This is a genomic window from Kitasatospora sp. NPDC048296 (assembly GCF_043201815.1).
Taxonomy (GTDB): domain Bacteria; phylum Actinomycetota; class Actinomycetes; order Streptomycetales; family Streptomycetaceae; genus Kitasatospora.
The window spans coordinates 1-16,250 of sequence record NZ_JBICZB010000010.1 but is presented as its reverse complement, the minus strand read 5'-3'; the positions used below and the strand labels follow the sequence as shown (position 1 = coordinate 16,250).

The window sequence follows — 16,250 nt, the reverse complement described above, 5'->3', positions numbered from 1 at the left end:
ACATGAACGCGCGACCGGCACCGGAGTTCCCTTCCTGGCCGCAGTTTGACGACAGCGAGCGAGCCGGCTTGATCCGGGCCCTGGAGCAGGGGCAGTGGTGGCGCATGGGCGGGTCGGAGGTGAACTCCTTCGAGCGCGAGTTCGCCGACTTCCACGGCTCCCCGCACGCCCTGGCCGTCACCAACGGCACCCACGCGCTGGAACTGGCGTTGCAGGTCATGGGCGTCGGCCCCGGCCACGAGGTGATCGTGCCGGCCTTCACCTTCATCTCCTCCTCGCAGGCCGCCCAGCGCCTCGGCGCCGTCGCCGTCCCGGTCGACGTCGACCTGGACACGTACAACATCGACGTGGCGGCCGCGGCCGCGGCGGTCACCCCCCGCACCAAGGCGATCATGCCCGTGCACATGGCCGGCCTTTTCGCCGACATGGACGCCCTGGGCAAGCTCTCCGCCGACACCGGCGTGCCGCTGCTGCAGGACGCCGCGCACGCCCAGGGCGCCCGCTGGCAGGGCAAGCGGGTCGGCGAGCTCGGCAGCATCGCCGCGTTCAGCTTCCAGAACGGCAAGCTGATGACCGCGGGCGAGGGCGGCGCCGTGCTCTTCCCCGACGAGGAGAGCTACGAGCTCGGCTTCCTGCGGCACAGCTGCGGCCGGGCCCGCACCGACCGGCACTACATCCACCAGACCTCCGGCAGCAACATGCGGATGAACGAGTTCTCCGCCGCCGTGCTGCGCGCCCAGCTGGCCCGGATCGACGACCACACCGCGATCCGCGACCAGCGCTGGGCGCTGATCTCCCGGCTGCTCGGCGAGATCGACGGCGTCGTGCCGCAGGGCACCGACCCGCGGGCCGACCGCAACTCCCACTACATGGCGATGTTCCGGGTCCCCGGCATCACCGAGGAGGCCCGCAACGAGCTGGTCGACACCCTGGTCGCGGCCGGCCTGCCGGCCTTCTCCGCGTTCCGGGCGATCTACCGCACCCCAGCCTTCTGGGAGATGGCCGCGCCCGACACCACCGTTGAGCGGCTCGCCGAACTGTGCCCGAACACCGAGGCGATCAGCGCCGAGGGCATCTGGCTGCACCACCGGGTGCTGCTGGCCTCCGAGGACGCCCTGCACGCCACGGCCGAGTTCATCGCCGACGCCGTGGCGGCCAGGTGAGGCAGCGGGCCGCCGTCGTCGGGCTCGGCTGGGCCGGCCGCGAGTTGTGGCTCGCCCGGCTGCGCGAGCACGAGGACTTCGAGACGGTCGCCGCCGTCGACCCCGACCCGGCATCCCGGGCCGCGGTCGCCGCGGCGACCGGTCTGCCCGTCCACGAGACGGTCGACGCCCTGGACGCCAACTCGGTCGACGTCGCCGTCGTCGCCGTGCCGAACCACCTGCACACCCAGGTGGCCGCGACGCTGCTGCGCCGCGGCATCGCGGTCTTCCTGGAGAAGCCGGTCTGCCTCAGCTCGGCCGAGGCCGACGCGCTGGCGCAGGCCGAGCGGGCCGGCGGGATGCTGCTGGCCGGCAGCGCCGCCGCCCACCGCGGCGACGTGCGGGAGCTGGCGAAGCTGCTGCCCGAGCTCGGCCGGATCCGCCACATCGACCTGGCCTGGGTGCGGGCCCGCGGCGTGCCGCAGGCCGGCGGCTGGTTCACCCAGCGCAGCAAGTCCGGCGGCGGCGTGCTGGTCGACCTGGGCTGGCACCTGCTCGACGTGCTGACCGCGCTGGTCGGCCCCGCCCGGGTCACCCAGCTGGCCGGCGCGGTCTCCGACGACTTCCTCAGCAGCGGCGCCTGGTCGGCGACCTGGCGGAAGGACCGGCCCACCGCCGCCGCGCCCGGCGACGTCGAGGACACCGCCCGCGGCTTCCTGGTCCGGGAGGACGGCATCTCCGTCTCGCTCCGGGCCAGCTGGGCCTCGCACGAGGCGCTGGACGGCGTCGTCGTCGGCGTCGAGGGCAGCGCCGGCACCGCCCGGCTGCACTGCACCTTCGGCTTCAGCCCGAACAGGGCACCGGAGCCGCAGCTCACCCTCACCCAGGAGGGTGTCACCCGGCGGATCCCGCTCGCCGCCGAACCCCTCGGCACCGAGTACGGACGCCAACTCGACGGCCTCGCAGCCCTGCTGGCCGATCCGGCGGTGCGCGGCCGGGCCGTCGCCCAGGCCCGCGACACCGTCCGGCTCGTCGAAGGCCTCTACGCATCGGCGCGCGCCACCCGACCGGCGGACCGCGCCCCCGAATCCACCACCCACGAAGAGGTGCGGACCACGTGACCACGACATCGGACCATCAGCCCGGAAGGGACGCCGCGCCCGGCACGGTCCCCAGGCAGGCGGTCGTCTTCGACCTCGACGGCGTCATCGTGGACAGCTTCGCGGTGATGGGCGAGGCCTTCTCGCTCGCCTACGCCGAGGTCGTCGGCGACGGACCGGCCCCCTTCGATGAGTACCAGCGCCACCAGGGCCGGTACTTCCCCGACATCATGCGGATCATGGGCCTCCCGCTGGAGATGGAGGGCCCGTTCGTCCGCGAGAGCTACCGGATGGCCGAGCAGGTGCAGGTCTACGACGGCATCGTCGACGTGCTGCGCACGCTGAACGAGCGCGGCCTGCGGCTGGCCGTCGCCACCGGCAAGAGCGGCGAGCGGGCCCGCTCGCTGCTCGACGTCCTCGGCCTGCTGCCGTACTTCGCGCACGTGATCGGCTCCGACGAGGTGTCCCGGCCCAAGCCGGCCCCCGACATCGTGCTGCGCGCGCTCGAACTCCTCGACGTCCCCGCCGACCAGGCCGTGATGATCGGCGACGCCCCGACCGACCTGGCCAGCGCGCACGGCGCCGAGGTCACCGCGGTGGCCGCGCTGTGGGGCTGTCACGACGGGGCCGAGCTGCTCGCCGCCGGCCCCGACGTGGTGCTGCGGCAGCCCGCCGACCTGCTCGCCCTCTGCCCGGCCCTACCCGGGCGCTGAGTCGGCGATGGGAACACCGTGGCACCTCGGCATCGACATCGGGGGCACCAAGGTCGCCCTGCGGGCCGAGTCGGCGGACGGCCGGGCCGAGGAGCACGGCTTCGCCTGGCCGCGAGCCGATGACGCCGACCGCGACCTCGCCCTGCTGGCCGGCGCGGTCGGCGTGCTGACCGCCCGGACCGGCGCCGCGATCCGCGCCGTCGGCGTCGCCGTGCCCGGCACGGTCGGCCCCGACGAGCGGATCACCGCCTGGCCCAGTCGGCCGTCCTGGACCGGCCTGCGGCTGGGCCCGGCGCTGCGCGGCATGCTGCCCGGCGCCGAGGTCGCCTGGGCGGACGACGGCGACCTCGGCGCGCTCGCCGAGGCGGCCGCGGCCGACTGCCCCGACCTGCTCTACGTCGGCGTCGGCACCGGCGTCGGCGGAGGCCTGGTGCTGGGCGGCCGGCTCTGCCCGGGCCCCGGCCGGGGCTCCTTCGAACTCGGCCACCTGATCGTGGACCCGAGCGGCCCCGACTGCGTCTGCGGCCGCCGAGGCTGCCTCCAGGCCACCGCCTCCGGCCCGGCCACCCTGGCCCGGGCCGGCGAGCTGGCCGGCGCCCCGGTGAGCTACCAGGAGCTGCGCACCGCCGTGCGGGCCGGCCACCCCTGGGCGACCGAGGCGGTCGACCGGACCTGCCGGGCCCTGGCCACCGCGATCATGGGCGTCACCGAACTGCTGCACCCCCGCCTGGTGGTGGTCGGTGGCGGTTTCGCGGACGGCCTGGACGACCTGGTCGCCCGGATCACCACCCGGCTGGCCCCGCTCGCCCGCCCCGGCCGCCCCGCCCCGCCGCTGGCCCCGGCCCGCCTGGGCGGCCTCTCCTCGCTGCGCGGCGCGGTCCTGCTGGCCCGCACCGCCACCGGCGGCGCGCGGATCGGCTGACCCCGCACCGCTGCCACTGGCGCCCCGGTCGGCCGACCCGCGGACCGGGGCGTTCGGCTGTCGGCCCGTCAGCCGGCGCCGCCCGCAGCGGCAGCGGCCGGCACGCCCGCCCCCAGCGCCGCCCGCAGGGCGTCCACCAGGGCGTCCCGCGCCGGCGCGCCCGAGGCCGTGCCGAACACGTGGTAGTCGGGCCGGACCAGCAGCGCGTCCACCCCGTGGCGGGCCAGCAGCGCGTGGTAGACGCCGTCCAGGTCGGCGACCTCGCCGGCCTGCGGCTCCTCGTCGGCCGCCCGCAGCCGCAGCACAGAGGTCCCCAAGGTTGCCAGGAACGCTGCCCGCTCCTCGTCGAGCCCGTCCGCCGCCTGCCCTGCCAGCAGCAGCACGAAGCCCCGCCCGACCACCTCGTCGAACAGCCCGCTGCCGCCGGGTCCGCGCACCCGGCCCTGCGGCACCACCTCGCCGGCGAGCGGCGAGGCCCGGTGAAGCAGCCCCTCGGTCAGCGGCTTGGCCGGCTCCGGAGCCGTCGCGCCCCGCCCGCGCCGGCCGGCCAGCACCGTGGCGTCGCGCTCCGCCGCCGCCGCCGGGTCGGTCACGCAGATCACCCGGCCCAGCTGGACCGAGGCGAGGATCGACTCCCGCACCTGCGCCCGGCGCTCCTCGGTGTAACTGTCCAGCAGCGTCGCGGGGGCGCGCCCGCCGAGCACCAGGTCCAGCTTCCACGCCAGGTTGACCGCGTCCCGGACGCCCGAGCACATGCCCTGCCCGGCGAACGGCGGCATCAGGTGGGCCGCGTCCCCGGCCAGCAGCACCCGGCCGACCCGCCACTGGTCGGCCCAGCGGGCCTGGAAGATGTAGGTGGTGCTGCGCAGCAGGGTCGCGGTGTCGGGGGTGACGCCGTGGGCGGCGAGCAGCCGCCAGGCGGTTGCCTCCTGGTTGAGCTCCGCGGCCCGCTCGCCCGGCAGCCGCATGAACTCCCAGCGCCGGTGGCCGGGCCCGCTGCCGACCAGCGTGGTCGGCCTGGCCGGGTCGCAGATCTGCACGTTGGTCGGCACGAACTCGGCCGGTTCGCGCAGCCGCACGTCGCACAGCAGCCATTCGTAGGAGAAGCCGAGGTCGGTGACCGGCACGTCCAGGTGGTGCCGGACGAAGCTGTTGGCGCCGTCGCAGCCCACCACCCAGCGCGCCGAGTAGCTGCGGACCGCGCCGTCCCCGTCCTCGGCGGTGACCAGCACCCGGTCGCCGAGCTGCTCGATCCCCACCACCTGCCGGTCCCGCTCCACGGTGACGCCGGGCAGCTGCCGGGCGCGGGCGGCGAGGAGTCCCTCCAGGTCGGGCTGGTGCATGGTGTTGGCGTCGGGCCAGCCGTAGGGGCCCTCAGCGCGGAAGACGATGTCCAGCAGGGTCCGGCCGTCGGCGGTGTGCCACTGGTAGCCGGTGGCGGGCTCGGTGATCCGGCCCAGGTCGGCGCCGATCCCGCAGCCGGCGAGCAGCCGCGCGGTCTCGCCGTCGAAGCTGGTCGCCCGGGGCAGCGTGTAGGGGCGCCGACGCCGCTCCAGCACGGTCGTGCGCCGGCCGCGCTGGGCCAGCAGGACGGCGAGCGCGGCGCCGACCGGCCCGTTGCCGACCACGATCACGTCGGCGTCCGGTTCCGCCGCCCGCGCGGTCGGCTCGTGCGATGACACCTCGGGCATGGCAAGACCCCTCGTCGCAGAAGTGGTTGACGTCGAATCAGCTAACAGGGCGTCAACCGACGCAGCCGCCGCAGCTGACCCGGGCCGGCTGCCCTCGCCGGGCGCCGCGCTCCCGAAGACTACCCACACCGGTCGGCGATCGGGCGTTCCGCGGCCCAGGGCTATCAGATCAGGGGATAGCCGCCCTGTGCCGCACCGGCCTAGTCTGCCGACGTTGCGTCACCGAGCACGAGGAGCGGTCCGGCATGCCCCCAGCAACGGCGCACTTCGCGAAGTGGGTGAGTGTCTCCCACCCAGCGCCGCACAGCCCCGTCAGGCTGCTCTGCCTGCCCTACGCGGGCGGCTCCGCGAGCTTCTTCTACCCGGTCTCCCGGGCGCTGTCCCCGGCCGTGGAGGTGCTGGCCGTCCAGTACCCGGGCCGGCAGACCCGCCGGCACGAGCCCGGGATCGACAACATCCCCGAGTTCGCGGACGAGATCTTCGCCGCGGTGCGGCACCTGGACGACAAGCCGCTGGCGGTGTTCGGCCACAGCATGGGCGCGGTGCTCGGCTACGAGCTGGCGCTGCGTCTGCAGGACGCCGGACTGCCCGCCCCGGTACGGCTGTTCGCCTCCGGTCGGCGGGCCCCGTCGCGCTACCGCGACGAGCGGGTGCACGAGGCGACCGACGCCGAGGTGGTGGCCGAGCTGCGGGCGCTCAGCGGCACCAACGAGGCCCTGCTGGGCGACCCGGAGGTGCTCGCGATGATCATGCCGGCCATCCGCAGCGACTACACCGCGATCGAGCGCTACCGGCACCAGCCGGACCGACGCCTGGACTGCCCGGTGACCGTGCTCACCGGCGACAGCGACCCCCGGGTCTCCCGCGAGGAGGCCGAGGCCTGGGCCGAGCACACCTCCGGGCCGATCGAGCTGGAGGTCTTCGAGGGCGGCCACTTCTTCCTCGCCGACCGTGCGGCGCAGGTCATCGACCTGGTGGCCGACCGACTGAGTCCCCAGCACCTCGTGGCCGACGTCCGTCCGGCCCGATGAGCGCTCCGGTGACGGTGCTCGCCACGCCGGTGGCGTCGATCGGCGAGCACCCGCTGCTGATCCTGCTGCTCCAGCTGGCGTTCCTGATGCTGCTCGCCCTGGTGCTGGGCCGGCTCGCCACGTACTTCAAACTTCCGGCGGTCGCCGGTGAGTTGGCCGCCGGTGTGCTGGTCGGACCGTCGGTGCTGAAGCCGTTGGTGCCGAGCTTCTCGGCCTGGCTGCTGCCGCAGCAGCCCGAGCAGGTCCACCTGCTGGACGCGGTGGGGCAGTTGGGTGTGCTGCTGCTGGTCGGAGTGACCGGTTCCGAGATGAACATCGGCCTGGTCCGCAAGCGGGGCATCATCGCCGGCAAGGTGGGCATCACGGGCCTGGTCATCCCGCTGGGCCTGGGTGTGGCCACCGGTTTCCTGCTGCCGCACTCCTTCGTGCCGGCCGGCACCTCCCAGACGACCTTCGCCATGTTCCTGGGCGTGGCCACCGGCGTGAGCGCCATCCCGGTGATCGCCAAGACCCTGCTCGACATGAAGCTGCTGCACCGGGACATCGGCCAACTGATCCTCGCGGCCTGCGTGGTGGACGACGTGGCGGGCTGGTTCCTGCTGTCCGTGGTCTCGGCGATGGCCACGGCGGGCCTGACCGCGGGCGTGGTCACCACCTCCATCGTCTGGCCGGTGGTCGTGGTGCTGTTCGCCGCGGTGATCGGCCGGCCGGTGGTGGGCGGCGCGCTGCGCCTGGCCGGGCGCTCGGAGAGCCCGGCGCCCACCATCGCCACCGTCGTGGTGCTGGTCATGTTCAGCTCGGCGGCGACGCAGGCCGTGCACCTGGAGTCGATCTTCGGCGCCTTCGTCTGCGGCGTGCTGATCGCCACCAGCAAGGGGTGGGACCCGCGGAAGCTGGAACCGCTGCGGGTCGTCGTTCTGGCGTTCCTCGCCCCGCTGTTCTTCGCCACCGCCGGCCTGCGGATGGACCTCACGGCGTTGGCCCGGCCGGTGGTGCTGGTCGCCGCGCTGGTGGTGCTGGTGGTCGCCGTCATCGGGAAGTTCGTCGGCGCGTTCCTCGGGGCCTGGCTCAGCCGGATGAACCGCTGGGAGGCGCTGGCGCTCGGCGCCGGCATGAACTCGCGCGGCGTGGTCGAGGTGATCGTGGCGATGACCGGTCTGCGGCTGCACGTCCTGGACACCAAGACGTACACGATCATCGTCCTGGTCGCGATCGTGACCTCCCTGATGGCCCCGCCGATCCTGCGGTTCGCGATGACCCGGGTCGAGGAGAGCGCGCAGGCGAAACTGCTCGGCCGGGCCGCCGGACCCGACGCCGAGCTCCCGTCCCCCGCCGCCGGCGGCGGAGTCCCAGCCCAAGGCCTCGACACCGTCGGGGCCGCCGACCAGCGAGGTGACTGATGAGCACGATGCTCCTTCTCAACGGCCCCAACCTCGGTATCCTCGGCCGCCGGGAGCCGGAGGTCTACGGCACCGACACGCTCGCCGACATCGAGCGCGCGGTCGCCGACGAGGTGGCCGACCAGGGCTGGAAGGTGCTCTCCATCCAGCGCGAGTCCGAGGGCGAGCTGGTGAGCGCCATCCACGAGCACGGGCCCGGCAGCGTCGGCGCCGTGGTCAACCCGGGCGCCCTGATGATCGCCGGCTGGAGCCTGCGGGACGCGCTCGCCAGCTACCAGCACCCGTGGATCGAGGTGCACCTCAGCAACGTGTGGGCGCGCGAGCAGTTCCGGCACGAGTCGGTGATCGCGCCGCTGGCGAGCGGGGTCGTGGTGGGCCTGGGCGCCTACGGGTACCGTCTCGCGGCCCGGGCCCTGCTGCACGTGACCGGCGCCGGCCGATGACTCCGGCGAACCGAGTAGACCTGGGAAAGGAAGCTTAGGACGATGAAACTCGCGCTCCACGAAGTTGGCGACGGCGACAAGGTCGCGCTGCTCGTCCACAGCATCATGTCGTCGGCGGACACCTGGAGCCGGGTGGCACCGCGGCTGGTCGAGCACGGCTACCGGGTGGTGATGCCGGACCTGCGCGGCCACGGCGACAGCCCGCACGCCGAGGAGTACACCCCGCAGCTCTTCGCAGCCGACCTGGTCGAGTCGCTGCCGACCGGCGCCGACCTGGTGATCGGCCACTCCTTCGGCGCGTCGGTGCTCACCCTGGCGGTGGCCGGACTGCGCCCCGCCCGGGTGGTCTACAGCGACCCCGCCTGGCGGTTCAACGACAAGTCAGTGGCCGAGATCAAGGAGTTCGCCCAGTTCACCAAGGCGACCACGGCGGAGCAGATCCAGCAGATGTTCCCCCGCTGGACGCCCGAGGACGTCGCCGCCGAACTCGCCGGCTACGCGCGCTGGGACACCCGCGCGGTGGACTGGCTGGATGCCGCCGTCGAGTACGTGCCCGAGCGGCCCCTGGTGCCCTCGCTGGTGCAGGGTGCCGGCGACCACCACCTGGTGCCCGACGACCTCGCCGAACGGCTGCGCGCCAGCGGCTTCGAGGTCCGCCACGTTCCGGACACCGGACACTGCATCCACCGGGACGACGTGGCGGGCTTCCTCCAGTCGCTCGACGGCTGGCTCTGACGGGAAGTCAGGAGAGGCCCCGCGGTGCGGAGTCCGGCCTGTCCGGGCGCCGCGCCGCAGGGCTGCTAGAGTCGCCCGCATGAGCGCGGGAAAGATCGACGAGGGTACGGCGGAGCCCTCCGGCACGGCCGGAAGCAGGCCGGTCAAGCGCGGCACCTTCGAGCTGCGGCGCGACATCGCGGCATCGCCCGAGCGGGTCTTCGCCGCCTTCGCCGAGCCCGAGCTGCGCACCCGCTGGTTCCGGCTGCCCGGCCCGTCCAGCAGCTTCGAGCACGCCCTGGACTTCCGGGTCGGCGGTGGCGAGACCGCGCGCAACCGGTTCGTCCTGGAGGAGATGGACGAGCGGGTCGAGTACCGGTCCCGGTTCATCGACCTGGTGCCGGCCGAGCGCCTGGTCTACGTGTACGAGGCCCGGGTGAACGACGTGCTCCGCTGGGCGTCCCTGGTGACCGTCGAGCTCGCCGCAGCCGCGGCCGGCGGCACCCGGCTCGACTGGACCGAGCAGTACAGCTTGCTGGTGCTCAGCACCGAGGACGGGGAGCAGGACGCCGCCCACCTGCGCGGCGGGACCCGGCTGATGCTCAATGGCCTGTCCGCCGCCTGCGGCAGCGCGGACCGCGCTGCCACGCCACGTCCCGTCCGCTCGCCCCAGGCCGCCGGCTGACCGACCCGTCGACCCGGACGCGCCTCGACGGTGCTGGACGCGCTACCCGGCGGTCATCGGCGTGTGCGAGGTGCATCCGGAGGGCGGGCGCGGGCGGGCGCGCGCCCTGCTGTCGTTCGCGCGCCGGATCAAGCAGCGGCCGTCGGTGGTCGCACCGCGTTTTGCCGAATCTTGAAGAAATGCTGGTCAGACTGGAACCATGGCCTCGGGACGTACGTCCTAACGACTGGTGATCGGTCGGGGGGACGGGCCGCCCGGCACGTTAGGCTGCGCCCGAGGGGGACTCGGGGGAGCGGCCTGGTGCCGCCATCGGACAACCGCCGGGACGGCATGCGGCTCCTGTGAGGGCCGGGACCGGTCCCGACCTGCCACGGAGGTACTGGCCTTGCACATCGACGCCTGGATCGAGAGCGTTCCACCGACCGCGGTGTACGCCCTGATCGGCCTGATCATCGGGATCGAATCGCTGGGCATCCCGCTGCCCGGCGAGATCGCGCTCGTCACGGCGTCCCTGATGGCGGTCAAGGGCGTGGTGAGCCCGTGGGGGATCGCGGCCTGTGCGATCGCGGGCGCGATCATCGGCGACTCGATCGGCTACTCGATCGGCCGCAAGGGGGGCAAGCCGCTCTTCGAGAAGCTGGGACGCAAGTTCCCCAAGCACTTCGGGCCTTCACACCTGGCCACCGCCGAGCGCTCCTTCCACAAGTGGGGCATGTGGGCGGTCTTCTTCGGCCGCTTCATCGCGCTGCTGCGCATCTTCGCCGGTCCGCTGGCGGGCGCGCTGAAGATGCCGTACTGGAAGTTCCTGATCGCCAACGTGCTGGGCGGCGTGATCTGGGCCGGCGGTACGACGCTGCTGGTCTTCAAGGTGGGCAAGGCCATCGAGCCGTGGCTCTCCCGGTTCTCCTGGGCGGGCCTGGCGGCGGCGGTCCTGGTCGGTGCCACCTCGGCCTGGGTGATGAAGCGCCGGGCCGCCAAGACCCACGCCAGGATCGAGGCGGAGGAGGCGGCCAAGGCCGCGCAGACCGTCAAGGCTCCCGTCGCGGAGTAGCTGAACGTAGTCGGACGTGGTCCCGGCGCTGTCGGGCCCCCGGGTTAGCATCGGCGGGAACCTGCCGGTCTTGCACCACTGGAGGGCCCGATGACGCAGCCGACGCAGCAGTCCACGTGGGACGCCGTGGACGCCTACTTCTCCGAGCAGCTGGTCGGGCACGACGCGGTCCTGGAGGCCGCGACCGCCGCCGCCGACGCGGCCGGGCTCCCGCGCATCGCGGTGGCCCCCAACCAGGGCAAGCTGCTGCACCTGCTGGCACTGGCCCAGGGCGCGCGCCGGATCCTGGAGGTCGGCACGCTCGGCGGTTACAGCACGATCTGGCTGGCCCGGGCGCTGCCCGCGGACGGCACGCTGATCTCCCTGGAGCTCGACCCCAGGCACGCCGAGGTGGCGCGCGGCAACCTGGCCCGCGCCGGGCTGGAGAAGGTCGCCGAGGTGCGGCTCGGCCGGGCCGCCGACTCACTGGCGGCACTGGTCGCGCAGGGCGAGGAGCCCTTCGACCTGGTCTTCATCGACGCGGACAAGCCGAGCAACCCCGAGTACTTCCGCCGGGCCCTCCAGCTGACCCGCCCGGGCTCGCTGATCATCGTCGACAACGTGGTGCGCGGCGGTGCGATCGCCGACGCCGCCAGCACCGACCCGGCGGTCGTCGCCACCCGCGCCCTGCACGAGCAGATCGCGGCCGAGCCGCGAGTCACCGCGACCTCGGTGCAGACGGTCGGCAGCAAGGGCTACGACGGCTTCACGCTGGCCCGCGTGCAGGGCTGATTTTCTACAGAACCACCGAGAACGGAGACATCGTGCGGATCGGACTGCTGGGCACCGGCACCTGGGCTGAGCGGGTGCACGCGCCCGTACTGGCCGAGCACCCCGGGCTGGAGTTCACCGGCGTCTGGGGCCGCCGGGCGGAGGCCGCCGAGGCGCTGGGCGCGGCGCACGGCGTGCCCGGGTACGCCGACCTCGACCGGCTGCTCGCCGAGGTGGACGCGGTCTCCATCGCGCTGCCCCCGTCCGTCCAGGCCGGCCTGGCGGTGCGGGCTGCCGAGGCCGGCTGCCACCTGCTGCTGGACAAGCCGGTCGCGTTCACCGTGCCGGACGCCCGGGCGGTGGCCGAGGCGGTGCGCGAGCACGAGGTGGCCTCGGTGGTCTTCTTCACGGTGCGCTTCGGCGGCGAGCAGATCCCGTGGATCGAGCGCCAGGCCGAGCTGGGCGGCTGGTTCACCGGCCGCTCGGACTGGCTCGGCTCGGTGTTCGCCCCGGGCAGCACCAGCCCGTACGCGGCCTCGCCGTGGCGCCGGGAGAAGGGCTCGCTGTGGGACGTCGGCCCGCACGCGCTGTCCGTCCTGCTGCCGGTGCTGGGCGACGCGACGGAGGTCACGGCGGTCGCCGGGCCGCTGGACACCGTCCACCTGGTACTGCGGCACGCCGGCGGCGCCTCCAGCACCCTCACGCTCAGCCTGACCGCCCCGATGGCGGGCGGCGGCGTCGCGATGGAGCTGCGCGGCGAGCACGGCGTCGCGCACCTGCCCGAGCGCGGCGAGGGCCCGACGGTCGCCCTGCACCGCGCCGTGGACGCCCTGCAGTCCGCCGCGGCCTCCGGCGAGCCGCACCCCTGCGGGGCGGACTTCGGCCTGCGGGTGGTCGAGATCCTGGCCGGCGCGGAACGCTCACTGGCCGACGGCGGCCCGGTGGCGGTCTGATGCCGCTCCCGGGCCGGACGGCCGGTCAGCACCCGGCCCGTCAGGCCGGCGGCAGGGAGGGCCTGGCGGCGTCCGGGCGGCGGTCGTTGGGGCGGGCCGGCGGGATGACCGGGGCGTGGAAGTCGCGGGGGCCGGTCCACAGGGCGGGGACGGCGTCGCTGCGGCGGGCCAGTTCGTAGGCCAGGGCCTCGTAGTTGACCCGCCAGCCGTGGAAGTGCCGCCAGGCGTCCTCGACCGGGCGTTCGTGGGGGAAGCCGGCGGCGGTGATCATGGCGACCGCGCCCAGGTACTCGGCGTAGGTGAGGCGGATCGGGGTCTCCTCCGGGTCCGGGTCCGGGTCGAAGTCGATGCGCAGCGCGCTGGCGATGTCGCGCATCGCGGTGAAGCCGGCCCGGATCACCAGCCGGGCCTCGGCCGGGGCGGAGCGCGGACAGAGCGCGAGGTGGAGGGCGGCGGCGTCCATCACCGCGATCAGGCCGACCACCCAGCTGCGGTTGGGCCGGGGGGAGCGGAAGGAGAGCAGCACCGGGTAGTTGGAGTGGCTCTCGCCGATGTCGGCGGCCAGCCGCTCCCAGTCCCGGTAGAGCTGGGGGAGCGCCGTCTCGGTGTCCACCAGGGACTGGCGGGCCAGCAGTTCCGGGCCCCAGGCGGGCTCGCCGGCCCGGGACTGCAACAGCGTCACCTCGGTCTCGCGGCGCTGGTAGGCGGCGTAGATGGTCGGCAGGTAGGCGATCTGCAGGGCGATCACCAGCGGGCCGCTGGCGGCGGCCAGGAAGTCGATCGCGGACAGCTGCAGCCGCTCGCCGCTGGCGTAGCCGAGGGTGAAGAGGCTGGACCCGGCCTCCCGGATCGAGGTCGACCAGTCGAGTTCGGACGTGCCGTGCAGCAGCAGCGTGTAGGCGAGCAGCATCCCGCTGAGCCACACCCCGAGCATGCCGAGCAGCACCAGCGGCGCCAGCCAGGTCAGCGCGCGGTCCTGCGCCCGGTAGCTGCCGAACGGCGTGGCCCAGAGCCGCAGTGCTGCGCGCAGTACCGCCCAGAGCCGCTGGACCAGGGCCGAGTACAGCCCGCGCGGGACGACCAGGGTGCGCAGGATGCTGCCGACGACCATCAGCAGGAGAAGCACGCCGAGCAGCGTGTGGATCAACCTCATGACGCCATTCTGGCGGTCGTGGGGAGTGGTGGTGGGGCCGGGCGCCGTCGACGGCGGCGCGTCGCACGGATCGCGTAGGGAGGTCCGTAGGGCGGCCCTACGCGATATGACCATGATCACACCGGTTTCAGGCAGTCCTAGGACGGCCTGAAACGCGTCTATCCGAGTGGAGGGGTCTGTCCCACGAGATCGGAGACCGGATGCGTGCACACCAGGGTGGGGAAGCCGAGGAGGAGAAGCCCGGACGCCGACGATGGCGTCCGCTGCGGCGGATCGACTATCCGCGCAGAGGACGGCGCGGGGTCCGCCGCTGGCTCCCGTCCTGGCGGCAGCTGCTCCTGGTGTCCGGCACCGGGGCGGTGGCGCTGACGGGCCTGGCGGCCTGGTTCTACACGACCACCCGGGTGCCGGAGGACCTGAACGCCTTCGCCACCCAGCAGAACAACGTCTACTACTGGGCGGACGGCACCGAGATGGCCCGGATCGGTGAGACCAACCGTCAGGAGGTGCCGCTCGACCGGGTGCCGGAGTCGGTGCAGTGGGCGGTGCTGTCCGCCGAGAACGAGACCTTCTACTCGGACCCGGGGATCTCCCTCAAGGGCATCGGCCGGGCGATCTACGCGATGGCCACGGGCGGCGACACCCAGGGCGGCTCGACCATCACCCAGCAGTACGTCAAGAACACCTATCTGAACCAGCACCAGGACATGTCCCGCAAGCTCAGCGAGGTCGTCATCGCGATCAAGCTGGACCAGCGGATGAGCAAACGGGACATCCTGGCCGGCTATCTGAACACCAGTTGGTTCGGGCGCGGCAGTTACGGCATCGAGCGGGCCGCGGCGGCTTACTACGGCAAGGACGTCTCGCAGCTGAACCCGAGCGAAGGGGCCTTCCTGGCGGCCCTGTTGAAGGGTGCCGGGCAGTACGATCCGGCGGTCGGCGCGGACAACCACCAGCGGGCCGAGGAGCGGTGGTCCTGGATCCTGGACCGGATGGTGGAGGCCGGCAAGCTCTCCGCCGCCGAGCGCGCGGGGTACACGGCGTTCCCCGAACCGCTGCCGCAGGCGAAGGCGGCGGGGCTGAGCGGCCAGGTCGGGTACCTGGTGGACATGGCCAGGACGTACGTGGAGGGCCACAGCGACATCACCCAGGCCCAGTTCGACCTCGGCGGCTACCAGATCCACACCACCTTCGAGAAGCCGAAGGTCGAGGCCCTGGCCGCGGCGGTGCGGGAGGCCACCAAGGGCATCGACCCGGGCAGCCGGGAGGCCGACAAGCTGCTGAAGGTCGGCGCCGCCTCGGTGGCCCTGGACGGGCGGGTCGTCGCCCTCTACGGCGGTCCCGACTACCGGAAGCAGGGCTTCAACAACGCCAACACCTCGACGGTGCCGATCGGTTCGGCTTTCACCCCGCTGGTGTACGCGGCCGGGCTCAGCCAGGGTGTGCAGCGCGAGCGGGGCGGCAGCCGCACCCCGGTGGCGCCCACCACCAGCTACGACGGCGACAACGGGGTGAACGTGATGACCCCGGAGGGCCCGTACTGGGGGCGGGACGGGAAGATCGTGAAGACCGCCAACGACGGCAAGCGCAGCTGGGGCCCGACGAGCCTGCGGAGCGCCGTCGAGCAGTCCGTCAACGGGCCGATGATGCAGCTCGCCATGGACGTCGGCCTGGACAAGGTGCAGCAGACCGCCGCGGACCTGGGCCTGCTGCCGAGCAGCATGGGCGAGTTGGTGCCCGCCTTCGGCATCGGGAACTCCACACCCAGCGCGATCAGGGCCGCCGACGCCTACGCCGCCTTCGCGGCCGGAGGCAGCCGCACCGACCCCTACTCGGTGCTGCGGATCACCCGCAACGGCGAGGCGCTCGCGGTGCGGCTGCCGAGCGCCGTCCAGGCGTTGAGCGCGGCGGCCGCGGGGGAGGTGGACGCGGCGCTCAAGGGCGCGGTCCACGGCGGTAGCGCGCGGGCGGCGGCGGAGGCCGGGCCGGAGGTGGCGGCGAAGCCCGGCACCACGGTGGACCGTACGGCGGGGTGGTCGGTCGGCTACAACGGGCAGCTGGCCACGGCGGTCACGGTGTTCCGGGCGGACCTGAAGGACATGAAGCTGCTCTCCCTGGAGGGCGTCGGCGGAGCCGCCCCGGACACCCCGGACTCCGAGCTGCCGACGCGGATCTGGACCTCGTACATGAAGGCGGCCGGCTAGCACTCCAGTGCGCGCTCGGGCGGGCTGTCCGGCCGCGTGGTCTTCAGGGGTCCGGACAACCCCTGAAGATCACGCGGTGGCTGTTTCCGCTCGCAGTGACAGCTGGGCGATCCGGACCCGCGGTTCATAGCCGTGCAGCGGCTCCTCGTACAGGAACCACGGCCGTTGGCCATCGGCGTTCTCCACACCACGCCGGCCATTTCGGGCTCTTCTGACGTACCTGTGGGTGTGATCACGCGGGTTGGCGGCCGGGCAGGGTGGGTCGGTTGCCGCCGAGGCAGAGCATGACGAGGGCGAT

15 protein-coding genes are annotated in these 16,250 nt (G+C 73.5%); 13 read left to right on the top strand and 2 right to left on the bottom strand.

What is annotated here, in order from left to right; all coding sequences use genetic code 11:
- Positions 1-2: 2 nt before the first annotated feature.
- From ACGF12_RS09180 to ACGF12_RS09165, 4 genes are read left to right on the top strand one after another with little or no spacing between them, the layout of a single operon-like run.
- Complete coding sequence (locus ACGF12_RS09180) at positions 3-1,163, top strand: DegT/DnrJ/EryC1/StrS family aminotransferase (protein ID WP_393027487.1); 1,161 nt, start codon at positions 3-5, stop codon at positions 1,161-1,163.
- The gene (locus tag ACGF12_RS09175) at positions 1,160-2,263 is read left to right on the top strand and encodes a Gfo/Idh/MocA family protein (RefSeq protein ID WP_393027485.1); all 1,104 of its coding nucleotides are present in this window, start codon (positions 1,160-1,162) and stop codon (positions 2,261-2,263) included. Before ACGF12_RS09180 ends, ACGF12_RS09175 begins: the two co-directional genes overlap by 4 nt.
- Positions 2,260-2,955 carry an HAD-IA family hydrolase gene (locus tag ACGF12_RS09170; protein WP_393027483.1) on the top strand — a complete coding sequence of 232 codons (696 nt, stop codon included), beginning with the start codon at positions 2,260-2,262 and terminating at the stop codon, positions 2,953-2,955. The genes ACGF12_RS09175 and ACGF12_RS09170 overlap by 4 nt, the downstream gene beginning before the upstream one ends.
- 7 nt (positions 2,956-2,962) lie before the next feature.
- Positions 2,963-3,877 carry an ROK family protein gene (locus ACGF12_RS09165; protein ID WP_393027482.1) on the top strand — a complete coding sequence of 305 codons (915 nt, stop codon included), beginning with the start codon at positions 2,963-2,965 and terminating at the stop codon, positions 3,875-3,877.
- Positions 3,878-3,945: 68 nt separating this feature from the next.
- On the opposite strand, the gene ACGF12_RS09160 is transcribed toward ACGF12_RS09165, so the two are convergent.
- A complete protein-coding gene (locus ACGF12_RS09160; protein ID WP_393027480.1) occupies positions 3,946-5,568 on the bottom strand; it encodes a bifunctional 3-(3-hydroxy-phenyl)propionate/3-hydroxycinnamic acid hydroxylase in 1,623 nt (540 codons plus the stop codon).
- Positions 5,569-5,813: 245 nt separating this feature from the next.
- Between ACGF12_RS09160 and ACGF12_RS09155 the strand changes: the two genes are divergently transcribed.
- From ACGF12_RS09155 to ACGF12_RS09120, 8 genes are all read left to right on the top strand, one after another.
- Positions 5,814-6,599 carry a thioesterase II family protein gene (locus ACGF12_RS09155; protein WP_393027478.1) on the top strand — a complete coding sequence of 262 codons (786 nt, stop codon included), beginning with the start codon at positions 5,814-5,816 and terminating at the stop codon, positions 6,597-6,599.
- The gene (locus ACGF12_RS09150; protein ID WP_393027476.1) at positions 6,596-7,999 is read left to right on the top strand and encodes a cation:proton antiporter; all 1,404 of its coding nucleotides are present in this window, start codon (positions 6,596-6,598) and stop codon (positions 7,997-7,999) included. The genes ACGF12_RS09155 and ACGF12_RS09150 overlap by 4 nt, the downstream gene beginning before the upstream one ends.
- Positions 7,999-8,442, top strand: a complete 444-nt coding sequence (locus tag ACGF12_RS09145) for a type II 3-dehydroquinate dehydratase (protein ID WP_393027474.1) — start codon at positions 7,999-8,001, stop codon at positions 8,440-8,442. Before ACGF12_RS09150 ends, ACGF12_RS09145 begins: the two co-directional genes overlap by 1 nt.
- 42 nt (positions 8,443-8,484) lie before the next feature.
- Positions 8,485-9,177 carry an alpha/beta fold hydrolase gene (locus ACGF12_RS09140; protein WP_393027472.1) on the top strand — a complete coding sequence of 231 codons (693 nt, stop codon included), beginning with the start codon at positions 8,485-8,487 and terminating at the stop codon, positions 9,175-9,177.
- A gap of 79 nt (positions 9,178-9,256) precedes the next feature.
- Positions 9,257-9,841 (top strand): SRPBCC domain-containing protein, encoded by a 585-nt coding sequence (locus tag ACGF12_RS09135; RefSeq protein ID WP_393027470.1) that lies wholly within the window; start codon positions 9,257-9,259, stop codon positions 9,839-9,841.
- A 385-nt stretch (positions 9,842-10,226) separates the two neighbouring features.
- The gene (locus ACGF12_RS09130) at positions 10,227-10,892 is read left to right on the top strand and encodes a DedA family protein (RefSeq protein WP_393027468.1); all 666 of its coding nucleotides are present in this window, start codon (positions 10,227-10,229) and stop codon (positions 10,890-10,892) included.
- A 90-nt stretch (positions 10,893-10,982) separates the two neighbouring features.
- The gene (locus ACGF12_RS09125) at positions 10,983-11,663 is read left to right on the top strand and encodes an O-methyltransferase (RefSeq protein WP_393027466.1); all 681 of its coding nucleotides are present in this window, start codon (positions 10,983-10,985) and stop codon (positions 11,661-11,663) included.
- Between the two features lie 32 nt (positions 11,664-11,695).
- Positions 11,696-12,595, top strand: a complete 900-nt coding sequence (locus ACGF12_RS09120; protein WP_393027464.1) for a Gfo/Idh/MocA family protein — start codon at positions 11,696-11,698, stop codon at positions 12,593-12,595.
- A 40-nt stretch (positions 12,596-12,635) separates the two neighbouring features.
- On the opposite strand, the gene ACGF12_RS09115 is transcribed toward ACGF12_RS09120, so the two are convergent.
- Positions 12,636-13,748 (bottom strand): hypothetical protein, encoded by a 1,113-nt coding sequence (locus ACGF12_RS09115; RefSeq protein ID WP_393027462.1) that lies wholly within the window; start codon positions 13,746-13,748, stop codon positions 12,636-12,638.
- A 200-nt stretch (positions 13,749-13,948) separates the two neighbouring features.
- Here ACGF12_RS09115 and ACGF12_RS09110 point away from each other — a divergent pair, with 200 nt between their 5' ends.
- On the top strand, positions 13,949-15,952 hold the full coding sequence (locus ACGF12_RS09110; RefSeq protein ID WP_393027460.1) for a transglycosylase domain-containing protein: 2,004 nt from the start codon (positions 13,949-13,951) through the stop codon (positions 15,950-15,952).
- Positions 15,953-16,250 lie beyond the last annotated feature (298 nt).

What these genes read in the sequence shown, in the direction of transcription:
- ACGF12_RS09180 (WP_393027487.1), top strand. Translation starts at nt 3, where the DNA reads ATGAACGCGCGACCGGCACCGGAGTTCCCTTCCTGGCCGCAGTTTGAC.
- ACGF12_RS09165 (WP_393027482.1), top strand. Translation starts at nt 2,963, where the DNA reads ATGGGAACACCGTGGCACCTCGGCATCGACATCGGGGGCACCAAGGTC.
- ACGF12_RS09160 (WP_393027480.1), bottom strand. Translation starts at nt 5,568, where the DNA reads ATGCCCGAGGTGTCATCGCACGAGCCGACCGCGCGGGCGGCGGAACCG.
- ACGF12_RS09155 (WP_393027478.1), top strand. Translation starts at nt 5,814, where the DNA reads ATGCCCCCAGCAACGGCGCACTTCGCGAAGTGGGTGAGTGTCTCCCAC.
- ACGF12_RS09150 (WP_393027476.1), top strand. Translation starts at nt 6,596, where the DNA reads ATGAGCGCTCCGGTGACGGTGCTCGCCACGCCGGTGGCGTCGATCGGC.
- ACGF12_RS09145 (WP_393027474.1), top strand. Translation starts at nt 7,999, where the DNA reads ATGAGCACGATGCTCCTTCTCAACGGCCCCAACCTCGGTATCCTCGGC.
- ACGF12_RS09140 (WP_393027472.1), top strand. Translation starts at nt 8,485, where the DNA reads ATGAAACTCGCGCTCCACGAAGTTGGCGACGGCGACAAGGTCGCGCTG.
- ACGF12_RS09135 (WP_393027470.1), top strand. Translation starts at nt 9,257, where the DNA reads ATGAGCGCGGGAAAGATCGACGAGGGTACGGCGGAGCCCTCCGGCACG.
- ACGF12_RS09125 (WP_393027466.1), top strand. Translation starts at nt 10,983, where the DNA reads ATGACGCAGCCGACGCAGCAGTCCACGTGGGACGCCGTGGACGCCTAC.
- ACGF12_RS09115 (WP_393027462.1), bottom strand. Translation starts at nt 13,748, where the DNA reads ATGAGGTTGATCCACACGCTGCTCGGCGTGCTTCTCCTGCTGATGGTC.
- ACGF12_RS09110 (WP_393027460.1), top strand. Translation starts at nt 13,949, where the DNA reads ATGCGTGCACACCAGGGTGGGGAAGCCGAGGAGGAGAAGCCCGGACGC.